Source organism: Rhizobium sp. Root1334, assembly GCF_001426665.1.
Taxonomy (GTDB): Bacteria; Pseudomonadota; Alphaproteobacteria; order Rhizobiales; family Rhizobiaceae; genus Pararhizobium.
The window spans coordinates 125,367-143,229 of sequence record NZ_LMEY01000002.1 but is presented as its reverse complement, the minus strand read 5'-3'; the positions used below and the strand labels follow the sequence as shown (position 1 = coordinate 143,229).

The 17,863-nt window shown below is 59.9% G+C and carries 16 protein-coding genes and 2 pseudogenes; 7 read left to right on the top strand and 11 right to left on the bottom strand.

Going from position 1 to position 17,863, the window contains the following annotated elements; all coding sequences use genetic code 11:
- Positions 1-9: 9 nt before the first annotated feature.
- The 7 genes from ASD36_RS08200 to ASD36_RS08170 all read right to left on the bottom strand — a co-directional run bounded on the left by ASD36_RS08200 (position 10) and on the right by ASD36_RS08170 (position 6,820).
- A complete protein-coding gene (locus tag ASD36_RS08200; protein ID WP_060509807.1) occupies positions 10-585 on the bottom strand; it encodes a peroxidase-related enzyme in 576 nt (191 codons plus the stop codon).
- Positions 582-1,082, bottom strand: a complete 501-nt coding sequence (locus tag ASD36_RS08195) for a hypothetical protein (protein WP_060509805.1) — start codon at positions 1,080-1,082, stop codon at positions 582-584. Before ASD36_RS08195 ends, ASD36_RS08200 begins: the two co-directional genes overlap by 4 nt.
- 12 nt (positions 1,083-1,094) lie before the next feature.
- Positions 1,095-2,594, bottom strand: coding sequence for an NAD(P)/FAD-dependent oxidoreductase (locus tag ASD36_RS08190; RefSeq protein WP_060509803.1), 1,500 nt, complete (start codon positions 2,592-2,594; stop codon positions 1,095-1,097).
- A gap of 96 nt (positions 2,595-2,690) precedes the next feature.
- A complete protein-coding gene (locus ASD36_RS08185; RefSeq protein WP_060506815.1) occupies positions 2,691-3,776 on the bottom strand; it encodes an ABC transporter ATP-binding protein in 1,086 nt (361 codons plus the stop codon).
- On the bottom strand, positions 3,776-4,570 hold the full coding sequence (locus ASD36_RS08180; protein ID WP_060509801.1) for an ABC transporter permease: 795 nt from the start codon (positions 4,568-4,570) through the stop codon (positions 3,776-3,778). Before ASD36_RS08180 ends, ASD36_RS08185 begins: the two co-directional genes overlap by 1 nt.
- On the bottom strand, positions 4,570-5,556 hold the full coding sequence (locus tag ASD36_RS08175) for an ABC transporter permease (protein WP_060509799.1): 987 nt from the start codon (positions 5,554-5,556) through the stop codon (positions 4,570-4,572). Before ASD36_RS08175 ends, ASD36_RS08180 begins: the two co-directional genes overlap by 1 nt.
- A 154-nt stretch (positions 5,557-5,710) precedes the next feature.
- Positions 5,711-6,820: an extracellular solute-binding protein gene (locus ASD36_RS08170; protein ID WP_060509797.1), complete on the bottom strand. Its 1,110-nt coding sequence runs from the start codon at positions 6,818-6,820 to the stop codon at positions 5,711-5,713.
- Between the two features lie 359 nt (positions 6,821-7,179).
- Between ASD36_RS08170 and ASD36_RS08165 the strand changes: the two are divergent.
- Positions 7,180-7,437: pseudogene (locus ASD36_RS08165) on the top strand (transposase); the annotation flags it as partial.
- Positions 7,428-7,989, top strand: a pseudogene (locus ASD36_RS29815) (transposase); the annotation flags it as partial. The pseudogenes ASD36_RS08165 and ASD36_RS29815, both read left to right, overlap by 10 nt.
- Before the next feature lie 472 nt (positions 7,990-8,461).
- Here the strand turns inward: ASD36_RS29815 and ASD36_RS08155 are convergent.
- The 4 genes from ASD36_RS08155 to ASD36_RS08140 all read right to left on the bottom strand — a co-directional run bounded on the left by ASD36_RS08155 (position 8,462) and on the right by ASD36_RS08140 (position 12,834).
- A complete protein-coding gene (locus ASD36_RS08155; RefSeq protein WP_060509936.1) occupies positions 8,462-9,607 on the bottom strand; it encodes a fumarylacetoacetate hydrolase family protein in 1,146 nt (381 codons plus the stop codon).
- Positions 9,608-9,709: 102 nt separating this feature from the next.
- A complete protein-coding gene (locus ASD36_RS08150; RefSeq protein WP_060509793.1) occupies positions 9,710-10,480 on the bottom strand; it encodes an enoyl-CoA hydratase/isomerase family protein in 771 nt (256 codons plus the stop codon).
- Between the two features lie 9 nt (positions 10,481-10,489).
- Positions 10,490-11,638: a hypothetical protein gene (locus ASD36_RS08145; protein WP_060509792.1), complete on the bottom strand. Its 1,149-nt coding sequence runs from the start codon at positions 11,636-11,638 to the stop codon at positions 10,490-10,492.
- Positions 11,639-11,640: 2 nt separating this feature from the next.
- Positions 11,641-12,834 carry a CoA transferase gene (locus tag ASD36_RS08140; RefSeq protein ID WP_060509790.1) on the bottom strand — a complete coding sequence of 398 codons (1,194 nt, stop codon included), beginning with the start codon at positions 12,832-12,834 and terminating at the stop codon, positions 11,641-11,643.
- Positions 12,835-13,071: 237 nt separating this feature from the next.
- Here ASD36_RS08140 and ASD36_RS08135 point away from each other — a divergent pair, with 237 nt between their 5' ends.
- The 5 genes from ASD36_RS08135 (at position 13,072) to ASD36_RS08115 (ending at position 17,861) form a co-directional block, all read left to right on the top strand.
- Entirely contained in the window at positions 13,072-14,268 is a 1,197-nt protein-coding gene (locus ASD36_RS08135) for a substrate-binding domain-containing protein (RefSeq protein WP_060509788.1), read from the top strand.
- A gap of 84 nt (positions 14,269-14,352) precedes the next feature.
- On the top strand, positions 14,353-15,183 hold the full coding sequence (locus ASD36_RS08130) for an ATP-binding cassette domain-containing protein (protein WP_082562714.1): 831 nt from the start codon (positions 14,353-14,355) through the stop codon (positions 15,181-15,183).
- The gene (locus tag ASD36_RS08125; RefSeq protein ID WP_060509786.1) at positions 15,173-15,934 is read left to right on the top strand and encodes an ATP-binding cassette domain-containing protein; all 762 of its coding nucleotides are present in this window, start codon (positions 15,173-15,175) and stop codon (positions 15,932-15,934) included. The genes ASD36_RS08130 and ASD36_RS08125 overlap by 11 nt, the downstream gene beginning before the upstream one ends.
- On the top strand, positions 15,931-16,908 hold the full coding sequence (locus ASD36_RS08120; RefSeq protein WP_082562708.1) for an ABC transporter permease: 978 nt from the start codon (positions 15,931-15,933) through the stop codon (positions 16,906-16,908). Before ASD36_RS08125 ends, ASD36_RS08120 begins: the two co-directional genes overlap by 4 nt.
- Positions 16,905-17,861 (top strand): ABC transporter permease, encoded by a 957-nt coding sequence (locus ASD36_RS08115; RefSeq protein WP_060509784.1) that lies wholly within the window; start codon positions 16,905-16,907, stop codon positions 17,859-17,861. The genes ASD36_RS08120 and ASD36_RS08115 overlap by 4 nt, the downstream gene beginning before the upstream one ends.
- Positions 17,862-17,863: the final 2 nt, after the last annotated feature.

Below are 17,863 nucleotides of genomic sequence, written 5' to 3'. Positions count from 1 at the left end.
TGCGGCCAATCACTCTGTGATCGGCTCGCCAAGTGTATGCATGAGCCGGTTGGCCCAGCCGAATAGCGATGTGGACAGAATGAGATCGAGGATCTCGTCCTTGCCCAGACCGGCCTCCACGAGTGCTGCCATATCGGCAGTGTTTGCATCGGAAGGGCATTTGGAAAGCTTGACCGCGAATGTCAGGATCGCCTTCAGGCGTGGATCGATCTCAGCATCGGCGCCATCGGAAAAGATCGCCGCGATGACGTCCTCATCCTTGGTCAGCTGATTGTAGCGGCTGGCATGAACGGCGGCACAGTAGATGCAGCGGTTGACGATGGACGCACCCACCGCTCCGATTTCACGCTCGGCGCGCGACAGGCCACCGCGGTTGTACATCACCGCGTTGAACAGCGGCGATCGGTGTTTCAGGGTTTCGACGTCATGCGCAAGCACAAGAACATAGTCCGAAACCTTGGTATTTGACGGCGTGATCTTCAGCGCCTCAAGTTGCTCGGCACTCGCCTCGGCAAGGTCAAGCGGGGCCACATAGGGCTTCCAGACCGGGATGTCGGTGGTAAAGTCGTGGACAATGTTGCTCATGCAAGCTCCCGCATCAATTGCAGACCGGCGGCGACCCTGATCTGATAACTGACGAACGCAACAAGTTCCGATAGTCGCACGATGTCTGCGTCGGCAATCCCGGCTTCCTGCAGCAACTCGATGTCACGGCGCGTCGCCTCCTTGGGCGCGTGTGCGACCAGATCGACATGCCGGATAAGCGCCTTCGTTCGAAGGTCGCTGCCACCGTCGAACCAGATGTCGGCGAGGCGGGCGGCATTGTCCGGCACGCCGGCCTTCTCCAGCATCGCTTCGAAATGGTCTTCGAAACCCTTGTGATCGTTGATCTTTGCTATGCGCCAGGCGAGTGCCGCGCGCTCTGCATGCGATAGGCCGCCAGGATTTTCCGGTGTCAAAGCGCCGTCGTGGGTTTGCTGGGTCAGCGCCATGATGTCGGCCCTCCCCGCCACGACTTCGGCGAACGCGCTGCCGGGTTCAATGCCGGCGATCGCGGCAATCACATCCTCGTTTTCAGCCATGCTATCGTCCTCTTATGCCTGCTTGCGGGCGGCCGTCTGCGTGTTGTCGGGCAAGGGCGATGCTGTCCACTCGTCACCGCGGAGTTCGGGTGTGTCGTAGTCGAGCAGCCGCTGCCAATACTGGTCAAAATTCTCGGTATAGAGTTTCGCGGCAATCTCCTGTGCCAGCCATGCCGCGCCTTCGCTGATGCCGGGAATGTCGCCACTGACCTTGCCAAGGCTTGCCGTGGCGCCCGAGTTGAAGCTGTGAATATTGGCAAGCCACGGCGCCTGCCCCGGCTCGCGTTCAAGGAAGGTGAAGTCATTGGCGAGATAGGGGAATCTGCCCAGATCGGCATTCTCTTGGCCGGCCGGCGGCGTGAAGCAGTCCTGCCACAACCGGATCTTGTCGGCGTAACCGTCGAGTTCCTTGCGCGCCAGCGGATCGACGCCGAAACCGGTGCCAAGGATGAGGAAGTCGGCGTGCACAGGCTTGCCCTGCGATGTCTGAATGACGATCTCATCACCGTCGATTCTCGTCTTTTCGACCGCCGCGTCAAAATGGAAATAGGCATTGGGGTGCCGGCTGACGCGCAGCGTCGAGCCACGGGGTGCGGGCGTCTGCGTGCGCAGCGAATAGTTCATGATCTGCCAGCGCCTGGCGTCGCCAAGCTGGGGAAAGGCAGCGGTAAATCCGAACGAGCCGATGCCCATCAGCTTGTTGATGCAGGGCATTTCCTTGCGGCGGACCAGATGGCGAACTTCTGCCGCCCCTGCCTCCAGGGCCTCGGCGGCATTGTCGACTGCCGACGCGCCGACGCCGACAACCGCGACTCGCTTGCCGCGCAGGGCGGCAAAATCGATCTCATGCGACGAGTGCGCCCAATATTTCTGCGGCAGTCCTTCGACGAAACCGGGAATGTTCGGGTGGCCCATTCCGTCGCGGCCGGTTGCCATGACCACCTTGCGGGCGAGCACCGATTTTTCACGAACGCCCTCGCCCACCAGCGTCAACCGCATCAACGGCCCTTCGGGCAGGATCGTCTTGACTTCGACGCCGTTCTCGACCGGCAGGTCGAGCACCTTGCGGTACCAGCATAGATATTCCATCCACATCGTGCGCGGGATTTTGTCGAGGGTTGCCCACGTCTCGTTGTCGAACTGGGCAATGAACCAGGCGCGGAAGGTCAGCGACGCCATGCCATAGGCCGGCCCGGTCAGTTGCTTGGGCGAACGTAAGGTTTCCATGCGGGCATAGGTCAGCCACGGCCCCTCACGGCCTTGTGGATTGCGGTCGAAGATACGGATGTTCTGAATACCAGCACCGATCAGTGCAAAGCTGGCGACCAGACCGCACATGCCGCCGCCGATAACGACGACATCGTGCACCTTCTCCCTGCCGTCCGCCACCGTCGGTACCACCCAGTTTGCCGGCGGATAGCACAGGCAGGCAAGATCGTCGCGCACGCGCTGTTCCAGCTCCGGCAGGCTCGCCGCCGTGGATTGGAGCGGTGTGTGTACGTTATAGGCCATGGTTCATCTCCGCCGGTCGATGGAACGTGTGGTTCGCATTGACTGCCCTGCTGGTCTCTGCCCAACATTCCAATGGATGCGGGGCGCGGCTTTTTATCAATTGTGGGCATGCCGGTCTGGAATGACCGTCGTGGTTTCGGGCTTCCAGCCGAGCCAGATGTCTTCGCCGCCCAACTGGGCAACGTCGCTCGGGTGTACGAGCGTGTTGAGCATCGCTCCGCCTCCGACTTCGACCATCAGCGAAGTATGGTTGCCCTTGAAGACGCGCTGGCGAATCTTGCCCTTGACGCGGTTCCCGCTGACCGGCTCCGCAGCCGAGCAATGGATCGCCTCGGGACGCAGAACGACGTAGAGGTGCTCGCCATGCCGGGGCGCGAGCCCGCCGGGATTAGCGGTAATGGTGATCCCATTCCAGTTCAGAGCGGCAACGTCACCCTCCGAGCTGATCACCGTGCTGCGCAACAGGTTGGTTTCGCCGATGAAATTGGCAACGAAGACGGAGCCGGGCCGCCCGTAAAGCGTGTTGGGGTCGCCCATCTGCTCGATACGGCCCTTGTTCATCACCACGATCGTATCGGACATGGTCAGTGCTTCTTCCTGGTCGTGGGTCACGAACATGAAGGTCTTGCCGGTTTTCTCCTGGATCGCCTTGAGTTCGATCTGCATCTGCTGGCGCAGCTTGGCATCGAGCGCCGAAAGCGGCTCGTCAAGCAGAAGCACGTCCGGATCTGGCGCAAGCGCGCGCATCAACGCTACGCGCTGGCGCTGGCCACCGGACAGTTCGGCCGGCAGACGTGCGGCATAATCCTGAAGCTGCACGAGTTCCAGCAGCTCCGACACCCGGCGATGAATGCGCTGGTTGTCGAAGCCTTTCAGCTCAAGTCCGAAGGCAATGTTCTTGGCAATGCTCATATGGGGAAACAGCGCGTAGTCCTGGAAAACGATGTTGACGTTGCGCTTGTTGGGCGGAACCCGCGTCACGTCCTTGCCGCTCAGCATGATGCGGCCGGACGTTGGCGTCTCGAAGCCGCCAAGCATGCGAAGGGAGGTGGATTTTCCGCAACCGGACGGCCCGAGCAGTGTGACGAACTTGCCGGCCTCGATGCTCAGGTTCAGGTTATCGACGGCGACATGCTTGCCGTAGCTCTTGTTGACATTGTCGAATTGGACGACGGGTTCCATCAGCGGGTCCTCGCACGGCGGGTGATAAATTCGGCGTACAATCCGACAGCGGCCGTAACCACCAGGACAATCGTCGCCATTGCGTTGATTTCAGGAGACATGCCGCCTTGCACCTTGGCAAAGATCAGCATGGGCAGCGTCGGGCGGTATCCGCCCAGGAAGAAGGTGCGGACAAAATCGTCGATCGACAGCAGGACACAGAAGATCATGCCGCCAAACAGCGCGGGTCCCAGATAGGGAAGCGTGACACGGAAGAAGGCAACGACACCGTCAGCACCAAGATCGCGCGCCGCATCGACGAGGTTGCGCGGCATGGAGCGAAGGCGTGTCAGTGCCATCACCACCACGAACGGTACCGCGTGGACAGTGTGGCCCAGGATGATGGCTGCCGTTCCCGTCGGCATGTCGATGGTCGAGATGAAGATGCGCAGCGAAATCGCTGAAATCATCCCCGGCACGACGGCAGGAAGGCAGGCAAGCGCGAAGATGATCGTCCGGCCGCGTATGCCATCCGCGACGATCAGCATGGCGATCCAGGTGCCGAGCGTCGTCGCTGCGAGCGTAGAGGCAGCAGCGATCATGATCGAATAGAGGCACGCCTCCAGGAACTGCTTATCCTGCATGACCTTGGCGTACCAGTCGAGCGTCCAGTCGCCGATCGGGAAGGCGACGAAATTGGCGTCCTTGAAGCTCATCGCCATCATCAGCGTGAGCGGCAGCAGCAGATAGAGGATAAAGGCCCAGTAGAACGCGGTCAGCGTTGTGCGCGGAGCGTCGGAAACCATGTTGCGCATCAGATCGCACTCCCTTTCTTGCCGCCGACGAGGCGCATGAAGATACCGGCCGCGATCAGAGCGGTCACCAGCATGATCAAAGCGAAGGCTGCACCCACCGGCCATTTGTCGCTCGCGCCATGAAAAAAGCCGCTGATCGTTTCGGGGAACATCACGGTGTTGGGGCCACCGAGCAGCATTGGGGTTGCAAAGACGCCGATGCAGGTCAGGAACACCAGCGAGCATCCGGATACGATACCGTCCTTGGACAGCGGCAGGATGATCCTGCGGAAGCGCGTGAACGGTCCGGCGCCGAGGTCAGCAGCAGCATCGAGATACTGGCCCGGGATCTTCTCGATGGCCGAATAAAGCGGCAGAAGCATATACAGGCAGATGAGGTAAACCAGCCCGAAACCGAGTGAAAAGGAAGTGTAGAGCATCGGAATTGGCCGGTCGATCAGCCCGATTTCGCGCAACAGCACGTTGACGGCACCGCGATTGGCCAAAAGCATGATCACCGAAAATGTGCGGATCAACTCTCCAGCCCAGAAGGGCACCAAGAGCAGCAGCAGCGCTTTGGAACGGCCTTCCGGCTTGACGATCTTGGCGACATAGTAGGCGACCGGATAGACCACGACCAAAGTGGCGGCGGTTGCGGCCGTTGCAAAGATGAAGCTCTTGATCAGGGGCGTAAAGTAGAGCGACTCCCTGAAAAAGATCGCATAGTTGTCGAAGGTGAAATGCGATTCCACGCCCGGCTGGGCCGGATAGTGGGACAGAAGACTGATCTTCAGCATCTGATAAATCGGGCCGATATGCAGCATGACCAGCCAGATCAGCGGCACGCCGGCCAAAAGGATGACGCGGCCGATCGGCGACTCGACTGCGGCTCCCAGCGTGTGCCGGTAGATTGCGGAATTGACGATCCGCGCTATGCCGGTCGAGTATTTGGGTATGGACGCACTGCGCCCTGCCGCATCCCCGGCTATCGTGTTGCTATTCACCATCAAAAAATCTCGGTTGGCGCAGCCCAACTGGTGCCGCCTTATAACCGGCGGTCAGTCATTGCGCGTTGTTAGGCTTGCAGGCCCTTGGCCGCCACCTGCCCGGCGATCATCGAATGCTCCGGAGCAGGTGAAGGCTTATGCAGGCTTGGCCTCGTTAGGCCGCCTTGACCTCTGCAGTCGCGCGGTCGATCATCTCGTTCTTCATGTCGCGGTTGATCGATGAGAAGAAGATGATGCGGTCGACTTCTTCCTGAGGCAACGTCGAAGCGAGTTTTTCACGGTCGTTGAGCAAGTCAGCAACGCCGTTCATCGTCGAGCTGTAGCCCGACTGGCGGGTCATGGCTGCACCGACTTCCGGGCTGGCCAGGATTGCGTCGAGCAGTTTGTAGGCGTTCTCGGCATTTGGCGCGTTGTTGACGACGTTGAGCGTGTAGCAGAAGCCGAACGTACCTTCCTTCGGCACCGACAACTGAATCGGATGGCCGTCCATGATGAGCTTGGCAGCCGGGCCCGACCAGGAGTGCGCGAGATAGATGTCCTCGTTGATAAACATCTGCTGCACTTCGGAACCGGCATCATAGTACTTACGGACCATATCCTTGTGCTTGATCAGCAGGTCGCGTGCTTCGTTGGTAGCCTTCTGGGCGATTTCCGGCTTGTCGGCATAGGTGACGAAGTCGCCGTCATGGCCGAGATACTGCATGGCAATCGTCATGAAATCGCTGACGATATAGGAGGTCTGGCCCTTGTACTGCGGATCAAACATGATCTCCCAGCTCGGCGCTTCCTTGACATAGTCGACATTACGGGCAAGCCCCTCATAACCAGCCAAGATGGGCAAGCCCCAGAGATTACCGTCGATGCGCGCCCAGGGAGCATCCTGATAAGCGGTGTTGAGATTTTTCCAGTTCGCAATCTTGCCGGTGTCGAGCGGCTGGAGCAGCTTCGAACTGATGAACTGAGAATAGCGATGACCGGCGACCGTCACCATGTCGGTTGAAGGGTTGGCACCTTCGGCCGTTAGCAGATTATACTGCTTTCCCTGGTCGTCGGTCAGACGGATTCTGACTTCGATCCCGGTGTCCTTCTGGAACTTTTCAAGGAATTCCTGGGGCAAGAACTTGTCGTAAGTTGTGACGTTGAGGACACCGTTTTCAGCCCACGCTGGGCGCGGGCGAATAATCGAAGGCATTGCAAGAACGGCCGCACCTGTGCCGAACAGTTTCAGCGCGGTTCTGCGGGTCGTCGTCAACTTGTCACTCATTTAAGTTCCCCTTTTTGATTTGAACTTGTATCGAGCCGATGGTCCTGATTACCTATGTGAGTTCACAACACACGGCTCCGCCTGAGCCACTGGTGCCCAAAGCAAAAATAAAACTGTTAAGGTAGGCCTCCCAGCCAATAGTCCGGTATGTCGTACATCGCATCCGGTAAACAGGAATTGATCGCTATATTGGACGATTGTCAAGCGGTTTTCGAGAAAACCTTTCCGGACTTTGGGTCCACGGCAATCTGGCTTGCTGTGGCTATCCACTGTCCGACATCAGCGCCCATGAGACAGAATTGGTTTAATTGAGAAGAGAGGATTTTCGGCTCATCGTAGCTCACGCAAAAGAAGCGAAGATGAGACAAAAATCCGGGCCGCAGAAACCGGCGGCCGAACAGGTTATCAAAGACATCCGCCGCGCCACCCGCAAGCACCATTCGGCTGAGGACAAAATCCGCATCGTGCTGGACGGTCTGCGTGGCGAGGACAGCATTGCTGCGATCTGCCGCCGTGAAGGGATTGGCGAGAGCCTGTATTATAGCTGGTCGAAGGAATTCCTCGAAGCAGGCAAGAAACGGCTTGCTGGCGATACCGCCCGCTCTGCGACCAGCGACGGACTGGCGTTGGTCGGCCACTCTCAAAGCATTTGAAAGGGGAAATCTGCAGAGAACTCGATCGCCTCGAATTGTTGCTCACACAAATCAAGGCTGTTGAAGCCGAGCGAGATGCCTTGATCGTTCAGGAGACGCCGGAAACGCCGAAAGAGGCGACCGCGCTTTTAGGCATCAAAGGAATAGGGCCAGAGTTCGCTACGATACTTTACACGGAAGGCTTGTTCCGACACTTCGACAATCGGCGGCAAAATCGCATCCTATGCGGGCCTTGCGCCGTCCCCTTGGCAAAGCGGCAAGGTCAATCGCGAACAAGGGGTCTCGAAAGCGGGAAATCCGCGATTGCGGGCAACGATGGTCGAACTCGCCTGGCTATGGCTGCGCCACCAACCGAGATCGACTTTAACGCTATGGTTTAAGGAACGCATCGCGCGGAACGCCGGCCGCTTAAAGACGCCGATGATCGTTGCGCTCGCGCGTAAACTGCTCGTGGCCCTCTGGAAGTATGTGAGCTCCGGCGGCGTCATCGAAGGTGCAATCATGAAAACCGCCTGAAAGACAAACTGCTGCGAAACACAGTTTCTAATCCCCAGGGCCTGATCAGCCCTGACGGATCCAGGTGAACGGACCGGGAATCCTTTTGGCTTTCAACGCCGACCTTGAGTTTGGTCCCGTTCTCCTGAGCCCGTGCCGGTCGAAAGCGGGATAATGGTGCAGCCGCGTGAGAGCGGCGACCGGATGTGAGGTTGTATAGGCCCGAGAACCGGGCCGGTAATTGCTATGGGCTCAGACCGTGGATCTGCCTACGAAGGAGAAATTCGATGCCACTCGAATGAACAATTGACAAAAATCCTGGTGTGAAGGGATACGAACTCTCGACCCCTGCTTCCGAAAACGGGTAAAGCGTTAACATCGTTAAACGGTCGACATAACAGAATTATGGAACTCTACTGGGTATTCGCGCCCGAATACTTCACTGCGGCAGAGCTACCCCCGCTCATTTCCAACCATCGCTGCATCGGAAAATTTAAATCAACCGACGAACCGCCAAGTTTCGCATCAGATGTGATGCTCCAAAAATCCACGGCGGGCATTCGGTGGAAAGTTTGACCCGATTGACGAGAGCACCTAACTGGCTGTTCGAGATCGTCACCACGTCGCCCACGTTATGCGTAAACCCCTGCCCAAGAGCATTGCGGTCTTCAACCGGGGCGAAAAGCGTGCCCAGGAAAAGCACGAAGCCATCCGGATATTGATGATGCCGGCCACGCGTCTGCGCCACCAGATCGAGAGGATCGCGGCTGATTTCCTTCATCGAGCTCTTGCCACGCAGCACGAACCCATCCTCGCCCTCGACGACGAGGTCGAGTTCTGCATTACGAACGTCATTGATCGAATACGTGTCGTCGAACAGACGTATGAAGGGGCCGATCGAGCAGGACGCATTGTTGTCCTTGGCTTTGCCCAGTAGAAGCGCAGAGCGTCCTTCCACGTCGCGAAGATTAACATCGTTGCCGAGCGTCGCGCCCTTTACCTGGCCTTGGCTGTCAACCGCAAGTACGATCTCCGGCTCGGGATTGTTCCATTTAGAAATAGGGTGAAGCCCGACTGCAGCCCCGACGCCGACCGACGACATCACCTGCGACTTGGTGAAGACCTCAGCGTCCGGGCCGATACCGACTTCAAGGTACTGCGACCACAATCCTTCCTCGATCAGGGCTGCCTTGACCTTCTGGGCAGCTTCGGAACCCGCTTTCAGATCGCGAAGGCTCGCACCAATGATCTGCGAGACCTTTCCCCGGATTTCCGCAGCCCGCTCCGGACTTCCAGCGGCGCGCTCTTCGATCACGCGCTCGATCATCGACCGGGCGAAAGTAACGCCACAAGCCTTGATCGCCTGAAGATCGATGGGAGCAAGAAGATGCGATTGGAAAAGGTCTGCTTCGCGGATGGCCAGCATCTCTTCGAGCGAACCAATATCCGCACCTTTCATGCCGCGTACAAAGAATGCGGGATTTTCGCGCTCGAGCAGATCACGCATCGTCGCGTTTTCCTGGGAGGTAATGTCATAGACACGGCCATCGCGGATCGTAACTACGACCGGGCCCTTTGCCTCCGCAGACCATACGCGTCCGACGAAAGTCCCCGTCTCAAAACTCGAAATTCCGCTCATCTTCATCAATTCTCCCTGAAAGCCAGTATCAATATCTTGTCTTGGGTCATGTCTTCGCGGTTGAGCGTACCAACAGGTCGATCCTCGCGGTCATGCTCACGCTTAACGTCGAAGGAAGACTGGTGGACGCTTTTCCTTGAAGGCCTGACGACCCTCCCTCGCATCCGCGGTCGCAAAGCATATCGTCTGGAGATCCCGTTCGTATTCGACGGCTTTGTCATGCGGCATCGAGACGGCGGCTTTAAGATTGAGCTTGGCTGTTTCCGCTGCGATAGGCGCCCGAGCGGCAATCGTCTCGGCGATGGCACGGGCGCGCGGCAGAAGCTCCTCAATCCCCACGACTTCGCTGACGAGGCCCCACTGCAGCGCCTTCTGGGCTGAGATCGGATCCCCGGTCATGATCATCATCGCGGCATTTGACATGCCGATAGAGTGGGCAAGCCCCGCCGCCATGCCGCCGCCGCCGATCCAGCCGAGCTTGATCTCCGGGGCCGCGAACTGCGCGTTTTCAGAGGCGATGCGGATATCGCAGGCCATGGCCGCTTCAAGGCCTCCGCCAAATGCGTAGCCGTTCACGGCGGCGATCGTCGGCTTCAGCAACGCATGAAAAGCGTCGCAATAGTCCGGCCGATTGCGAAATTGCCACGGCGTCTCATAGGTATCGAGTTCGCGGATATCGGAGCCGGCGCAAAACGCGCGCTCCCCTGCTCCCGTCAGAATGACGCAGCGGATCGTGTCGCTGTCGTTACATTCCTTGACTGCCGCGACGATGGCATCCGCCATCTCCGGCGTCACAGCATTAAGCTTGGCCGGGCGGTTCAAGGTGATCGTCGCGATCGCGCCATCCACCTCGAATGTGATCTCTTCCGTCATGATCTTCTCCTATCGCCCTTCGCCGACCCGACGGTGGGCTTGATAGAGGTCCTGCAGGCCGTTCAGCACACCGGACGCATCGACCCGGGTTTCGAACGCCTCACGTAAAAGCGCCGACGCCTTGCTTTGAAAGGCGATGTAGCCATCATGGCGCGGCCGCACATACGCCTGCTCCAGGGTGACGGCGGTGTTTTCGTAAAAGCTGCCCCAGCGGGCATTCACGCCGACATCGTGCCACGCTTCGCGGCGTGACGGCTGCCCCTCATGGGCGGGAATGAACCCGATCTGCGCTTCTCGGCCCATCAGCCAGAGCAGATGCGCCTTCAGTTCCGGCGTCGGCTCGCAACGCCTGGAGATGCCGATGCCGGTTCCGCCGAGCGTCGAGCCCGGACGGCCGCCTGCGATGCGGCGCGGCGCATTTGCAAACGTGATGGCCTGTCCTTCCACCGGCGCCGCATAATTCACGTACCCGTAGACGAGCGGGCAAAGAACGACATCGCTCTCCTGCGCCATATGCCCGAGAATACCGATCGGATTTTTGGCAAGGACCGAGCGAGGGCTATGGGACGCAAGCTCGGCCATGAGCGCATAGACAGCCCGGCCCGTGTCTGCGGAAACCAGCACGTCCGGATCGGCCTCGGCCGGTGGCTCGCCGAAAGCGGCGGCGATCGACAGGAAGCTCAGCGCCGCATGCGGCCCGGCCAGCGACAGCGCCACCTTGCCGGTCTGGCGCGAAAGATGGAGTACGGCATCCCAGGTTTCCGGTGCGCCACCCTCAACATGATCGGCGCGCAGCGCCATAACCTGGGTCGCGGCATCGAGCGGAAGCGCCCAATGTTGTCCGGCGTACCGATAGCTCGACAGCGACGGCCCGATGCTGTCGGCACTGAGCGCCTGCAAGACATCCTCGCCGAAAACGCTTTCGAGCGAGCGCAGGCAATCGCCGCCGACGGCTTCGCCGACATGCGGATGGTCGAGCACGACGAGGTCGTAGCGGGCACAAAGATCGGCGATCGGATGGGATTCGAAACCTTCGAGCGGCTGCTTGTCCCACTGGATATCCAGACCGGCGGCGATTACATCCTCGCGCCTTGCAGCGGCGGCAAGCGCGGTGTAGCCGCGCGGGTGGTCCCAGGTCAGTGCCTTGATCGTCGTCATGATCAGAGGCTTCCCTTGGCGATGGCGCCGGCTGCGATCAGCGATGAAATCGTCGCTTCGTCGTAACCGGCCTCCCGCAACACCTCTTCCGTGTGCTGGCCAGTGACAGGCGCACCGCGCTCGACGGTGGAAGGCGTCTTTGAGAACTTGATCGGGAAACCTGGCGTCTTCACCTTGCCTTCCGTCGGATGCTCGTATTCGACGAAGGTGCCGTTGTGTCTCACCTGCTCGTCTTCAACGAGGTCGGCGTAACCATAGACCGGGCCGCACCAGATATCGGCTGCCCGCAGCAATTCAAGCCATTCGGCCGATGTCTTGACCTTCAGCCTGTCGCGGGTCTTGGCGAAGATTTCATCGCGCCGCTTCCAGGTATCGATCTCGTCGTCCATCGTCAGGAAGCTGTCTTCGCCGATGACCTCGCCGAGCGTCTTCAGCTTCGGGAACGCGACGATGATGAAGCCGTTGCTGGTCGCGAATGCCCCGTAAGGCGCGCGGATGTAGACATGGGCATGCGGCTCGGCAGAGCGCTGCTGCAGCTTCTTGCCGACCGTGAAGACCGAGAGTTCCTGCATCTGGATCGTGGTGATCGCATCCAGCATGTTGACCTGCACGAGCTGTCCTTCGCCGGTACGCTCACGGTGGAACAGGGCGGCAAGCGCGCCTTCGAAGGCGGTGTATGCCGTGATCGCATCAACCAGGTACTGGCCCGCAGCCGTTGGCGCCTCACCCTCGCGTCCCGCCGACAGCATCGCGCCGGACAGGCCCTGCAGCACGAGATCCTGTCCCGGACGGTTTACATACGGACCATCCTCGCCGTAACCGGACATGGACACGTAGATCAGACGCGGGTTGATCTTTGAGAGGCTTTCGTAATCGACGCCAAGACGCTTTGCGACGCCGGGACGGTAATTCTGCAGGAAGACGTCGGCCGATGTCACCAGATCGAGCAGGACTTGCTTGCCGGCCTCGGATTTCAGATCGACGGCAAGTGAGCGCTTGTTCCGGTTCAGCGAGAGGAAGGAGACGTTCACGCGATTGCCTGTTGCACCGCCGGCCGCGACATGGCGCTGCCATTCTCCGGTTGTCGGCTCGACCTTAATCACGTCTGCGCCGAGATCCCCGAGCCTTTGGGCTGCAAAGGGGCCGGCCATGGCAATTGAGCAGTCCAACACCCTGATACCCGACAAGATACCCATAGAAATCGTCCTTCGAATGTCCGTTCACGTTGGCCGCGAACATATCGACAAAATTCGATTTGTCCAGAGTGAGCGCTAACTATTCTGTTGCTGCATTGCGGCACTATGAAGCCTTGTGGCGTGATTCACGTGATTTGTGGGTTAGCGCTAACTTTTACGTTGACCATCGCGATCCTGATGAATAGGAAATTCACTGGTAAACCAGAGCGGCACGGGAGGCCGCGGAGGAGAAAATCCATGAACAGACTTGAATCCGGCCCCGGCCTGACCCTGCTTGCGGCTGCCCTGCTTTCATCTACGGCGTTTCCGGCCTATGCAGACGCCCGTTCCGACGCGCTGCAGGCGCTGCCGGAGAATGCACGCGCCCTTTATACGGATGCCGTCGATGTCGGCCCCGCGCGGTTTGCCGACTTCAAGGCGCCGGCCAAGCCATGGCGCTGGTGCCATTCGGAATCCTACATGGGCAATCCGTGGCGCGTGACCTTCAACGACGAACTCGCCCGTCTCGTCAACGGCGCCAAGGAAGCCGGCGACGTCTCGGAATTCATCGTTTCAGACTCCAACGGCGATACCACGCAACAGATCTCGCAGATCCGCTCGTTTATCGAAACGGGTTGCTCGGTCATCACGACCATCGCGGGCTCGTCGACAGCGCTCAATACCGTCATCGAGGATGCCTACAAGGCCGGCATTCCGGTCATCACGTCGGCCGGCGCGGTCACGACCCCGACCGCCATCAACGTGATGCACAACCAGAACCTTTGGGGATACCAGATGGGCAAGGGCATCGCGCAGGCACTGCCCAACGGCGGCACCATCCTGCAGGTCGAAGGCATCTCCGGCCATCCGCTGGTCCAGCAGGAAAATGACGGACTGGAGAAGGCCGTTGCCGAAAGCGGCCACCTGACGGTCGCCCGCAAGGTCAGCGGCGAATGGACAGGCACCACGACGAAATCGGCTGTTCTGCAGGCGCTCGCCACGACGCCGCAGCAGATCGATGCCGTATGGTCAACCGGCTCGGAAGCCCGCTTCATTGCCGAAGCGTTCCAGCAGGCTGGCAGGCCTCTACCGCTGATCGCAGCCTCCATCTCCGGCGATGCGCTGGGCTACTGGCACGAGAACCAGGATGCGTTCAAGTTCTACGGCGGCGAAGTTTCGCCTCACGTCGCCGCACAGAATGCCTTCCGTGTCGCTCTTCGCGTCGTCAGCGGCCAGAAGCCGATCGTCAACACGATCATCGCTCCGATGCCGACCATTACGCAGGCCGATCTGCCGACATGGTACAAGGACTGCATGAAGCCGGACTCCGCCGCGATCTTCCCAATCCCGCCGCAGGATCCGTTCCAGGAAGACCTGTTGAACGCCTACTTCACCAACGGCGAAGCAACTCCGCTTTATGACTTCTCCAAGGTTCCGGCGTCCTGCACCAAGTAACCCGAACGGAAACGACCGCTGCCGATCTTCGGCAGCGGCTCATCGATCGATGCGCCCGCCAGAAGGCTGACATGAATGCATGAGATGACAAAGACGCAGGGTGAAAAGACGGCTGGCCCGTCGCGCATCCACCGCGTCGTGATAGACAACAGTGGCGCATTTCCTCCGCTGCGGACAGAACCGGTCGGACTGAAGACCGTTGGCCTGACCAAGCGATACGGCGAAACACTGGCTCTCAGCGATGCCTCCGTCGATTTCCGTCCGGGAATTCACACCATTCTCGGCGAAAACGGCTCCGGCAAGAGCACTATGCTGAAAATCCTATCCGGCGTGGTCACGCAGACCGAGGGTAGCGTGTTGCTGAACGATCGCCCGGTCACGCCCCACAGCCCGCGCGACATGCACGATCTCGGTCTTTCCACAGTGTTCCAGGAGGTGCTGATCGCACCGCACCGCACCGTGCTGGAAAACATCTTTCTCGGCTATGATGGCCCTCTGATCTGGCGCATTCCGAAGGCGAAGCGCGCGGCCCTTGCCGAAGCCCTGCTGGCGCAGATTTCACGTTTCCCCATCCCGCTTTACGCAGCCGCTGGTGACTTGCCGCTCGCGAGCCAGCAGCTCGTCGTGCTGGCGCGTGCGTTTTTGCGCCTGCCGTCGATCCTGCTGCTCGATGAGGCAACGGCGGCGCTCGACTACGCCGACCGAGATCTCGTCTTCGATGCCATCGAGGATTATGCCGGCGCCGGCAACATCGTCATCTTCATTTCCCATCGCCTCGAAGAGGTCCGCCGCCTGTCGAACCGCGTCACGGTCCTTCGCAGCGGAAAGGTTATCGAGACGCTCGAACGTGACGACATCACTGCTCCGCGCCTCCTCAAACTCATGGCTCCGGAGGCCGCACTCCATGTCGGATGAGAACATCGTTCTGCGCTACGACAATCTTGTGCTCTCGGCCGGCAGAAAGCCGCTATCCGGCGTTATCCGCGCAGGCGAGATCGCCGGCGTTGCAGGCCTCGAAGGCCATGGTCAGGAACAGTTCCTGCTGGCTTTGGCAGGTCTCGGCCGCTCACGCGATGGCTCTGTCACCGTCGAAGGCGGCACAGCAGGTTCAGCCAGGTACAAAGACCATTACGAGGCTGCGCGCAACGGCGTTGTCTACCTGCCGCGCGACCGGCGGGCCACCGGCATCTTTCCGGTGCTATCCGTCCTCGACAATTTCGCGATCCCGTCCATGCCGCGGTTCTCGTTTGCGGGCATTCTCGATCGCAAACGCCTGAAACAGGAGCTTTCGTCTTACACCGACTTCCTGTCGATCCGTTACCCCTCGGCAGATGCTTCGATCTCGGCGCTGAGCGGCGGCAACCAGCAGAAGGTCCTGCTTGCCCGGCTGCTTGCCCTGAAACCCCGCGTGATGCTGCTCAACGACCCCACCCGAGGGGTTGATCTCAACACGCGCCTCAAGTTTTACGAAGCATTTCGCAAGCTGGCTGCGGAAAACGGTATCGCGCTCGTCATCCTGTCGAGCGAGATCGAGGAAATCCTCCAGCTCTGCCACACCGTTTCGATCTTTCGGGATTTCGAGTGCAGCAGCGTTCTCGATCGCACATCAATGACGATGGACCGCGTGATGGCAGCCATGTTCGGGCAGGAAGGAGGCCATCCATGAGTACCGCCCCCAAGACCTCAAGCAAACCTGCTTTCTGGGCGAGAAACGAAACGCGGCTTGCGGCGATCCTGTTCGTCGTCCTCATCGTGATCAACGCCGTTCTCAATCCCGTGCGCTTTTCGCCAGGCAACTGGCTGACGGTCCTCGGGCTTGCGGCGCCTTTGCTCTTGGCGACGCTGGCGACCACCTTGCCATTTCTGGCCGGGCGCGGTTCGATCGATGTTTCTGTCGGCCCCTTGATGGGGCTCATCAACGTGATCATCATCAAGGTTTTGATGGGCGATGCCGGCATTTCTTCGCCGTGGGTCATCATCCCTGCCGCCTTGCTGCTGGGGATTGCGTCGGGCGTGATCAACGGATTTCTCGCGGCCGTCCTGCGCATCCAGCCGATCGTCGCGACGCTGGCGACCTATCTGATCTACAGTGGTCTTGCCCTGTCGATCCTGCCCTCGCCTTCCGGCAGCGTGCCCTCGTGGCTCGCGGATTTTGCAGGGCCGCTGTCCTTTATTCCCGTCAGCCTGATCATCGTCGCCTGGCTCCTGTTCAAGCGGCTGCCGCTCTATGACCTTTTGATGGCCGTGGGCAGTGACGACCGCACCGCCTATACGGCCGGCGTCAATGTGCCGGCCGTGCGTTTCCTCTCATATGTCTTCGGCGGCCTGATCGCCGGCATGGCGGCCTTGGCGCTCACGGCACTGATCGGTTCGGGAGATCCCAATATCGGGCCGGGCTATACGCTTATCGCCGTCGCGGCTGCGGCTCTGGGTGGCGTCAGCCTTGCCGGCGGCATCGGTGGACTAGCGGCGGCGTTTATCGGCGCAGCGGATATCTTCCTGCTGCAGAACATGCTGACATCGTTCAACGTCTCCACGTTCGTGCTGCAGGCAGCCTACGGCATCGTGCTCGTGCTGGCCGTCTGCCTTAACTCCGAAAAACTTAAGGCACGGTTCCAAATCTGGATGGAAAGCCGATGAAAACCTCCCTGACATCCAATCGCGCCCTGATCGCGTTCCTTGGCGTGGTGCTGGTTTTTCTCCTCGGCACGCTGATCATTCCCGGTTTCGGCAGCGTGTTTTCCGTCCGTGCCATGCTTATTCTGGCGTCGTTGCTCGCTATTGCCGCTCTCGGCCAAACACTGGTCATGATCCTTGGCGGTATCGACCTGTCGATCCCCTTCGTCATCGGCTTTGCCAATGTCGTTTTCGCCAGCCTTTACGGCAGCGGCACGCCGGCTCTCGTAGCGTTGCTGATGGTGATCGTGGTTGCCGCCTGCATCGGCGCCATCTCCGGCGGTCTGTCGGCCGCCTTGTCAATCCATCCGTTGATCGTCACGCTCGGTGTCGGCACCTTGGTTCAGGCCGGCGTGCAGATGTGGACGCGCGGCTTGCCGACCGGGTCGGCTCCGCCCTTCGTCAACGAGTTCGTGTCACTAGGCGGCACGATCGGGCCATTGCCTTTCCCCTGGCTCATCCCGTTCACGCTGATGCTGACGCTCGGCTGCTTTTTCGTGCTGCAGCGAACGGTGTATGGCCGTCGCCTCTATGCTCTGGGCTCCAATCTGAAGGCGGCCGAACTCGCTCTTGTACGGCCCGTCTCCATGTGGATGACGACTTTCGCTCTCAGTGCGGTGTTTGCGGCATTCGCCGGGATTCTACTTCTCGGTTTCACCGGCTCCTCCAGCGCCACCGTCGGCACGCCTTATCTCTTCCAAACGGTCTCGGCTGTCGTAATTGGCGGCACGGCGCTGATTGGCGGACGCGGCGGTTTCCCCGGCACAGTTGCGGGCGCCATCGTGCTGGTGGAATTGCGCACGCTGCTGATCGGCCTCGGCCTTTCCGAAGCCCTCGTCCAGTCGGCGCTTGGTCTTCTGATCCTGGCTCTTGTCGCTGCCTATGGCCGCGATCAGCATATTCGCAACCTAATCTGAGG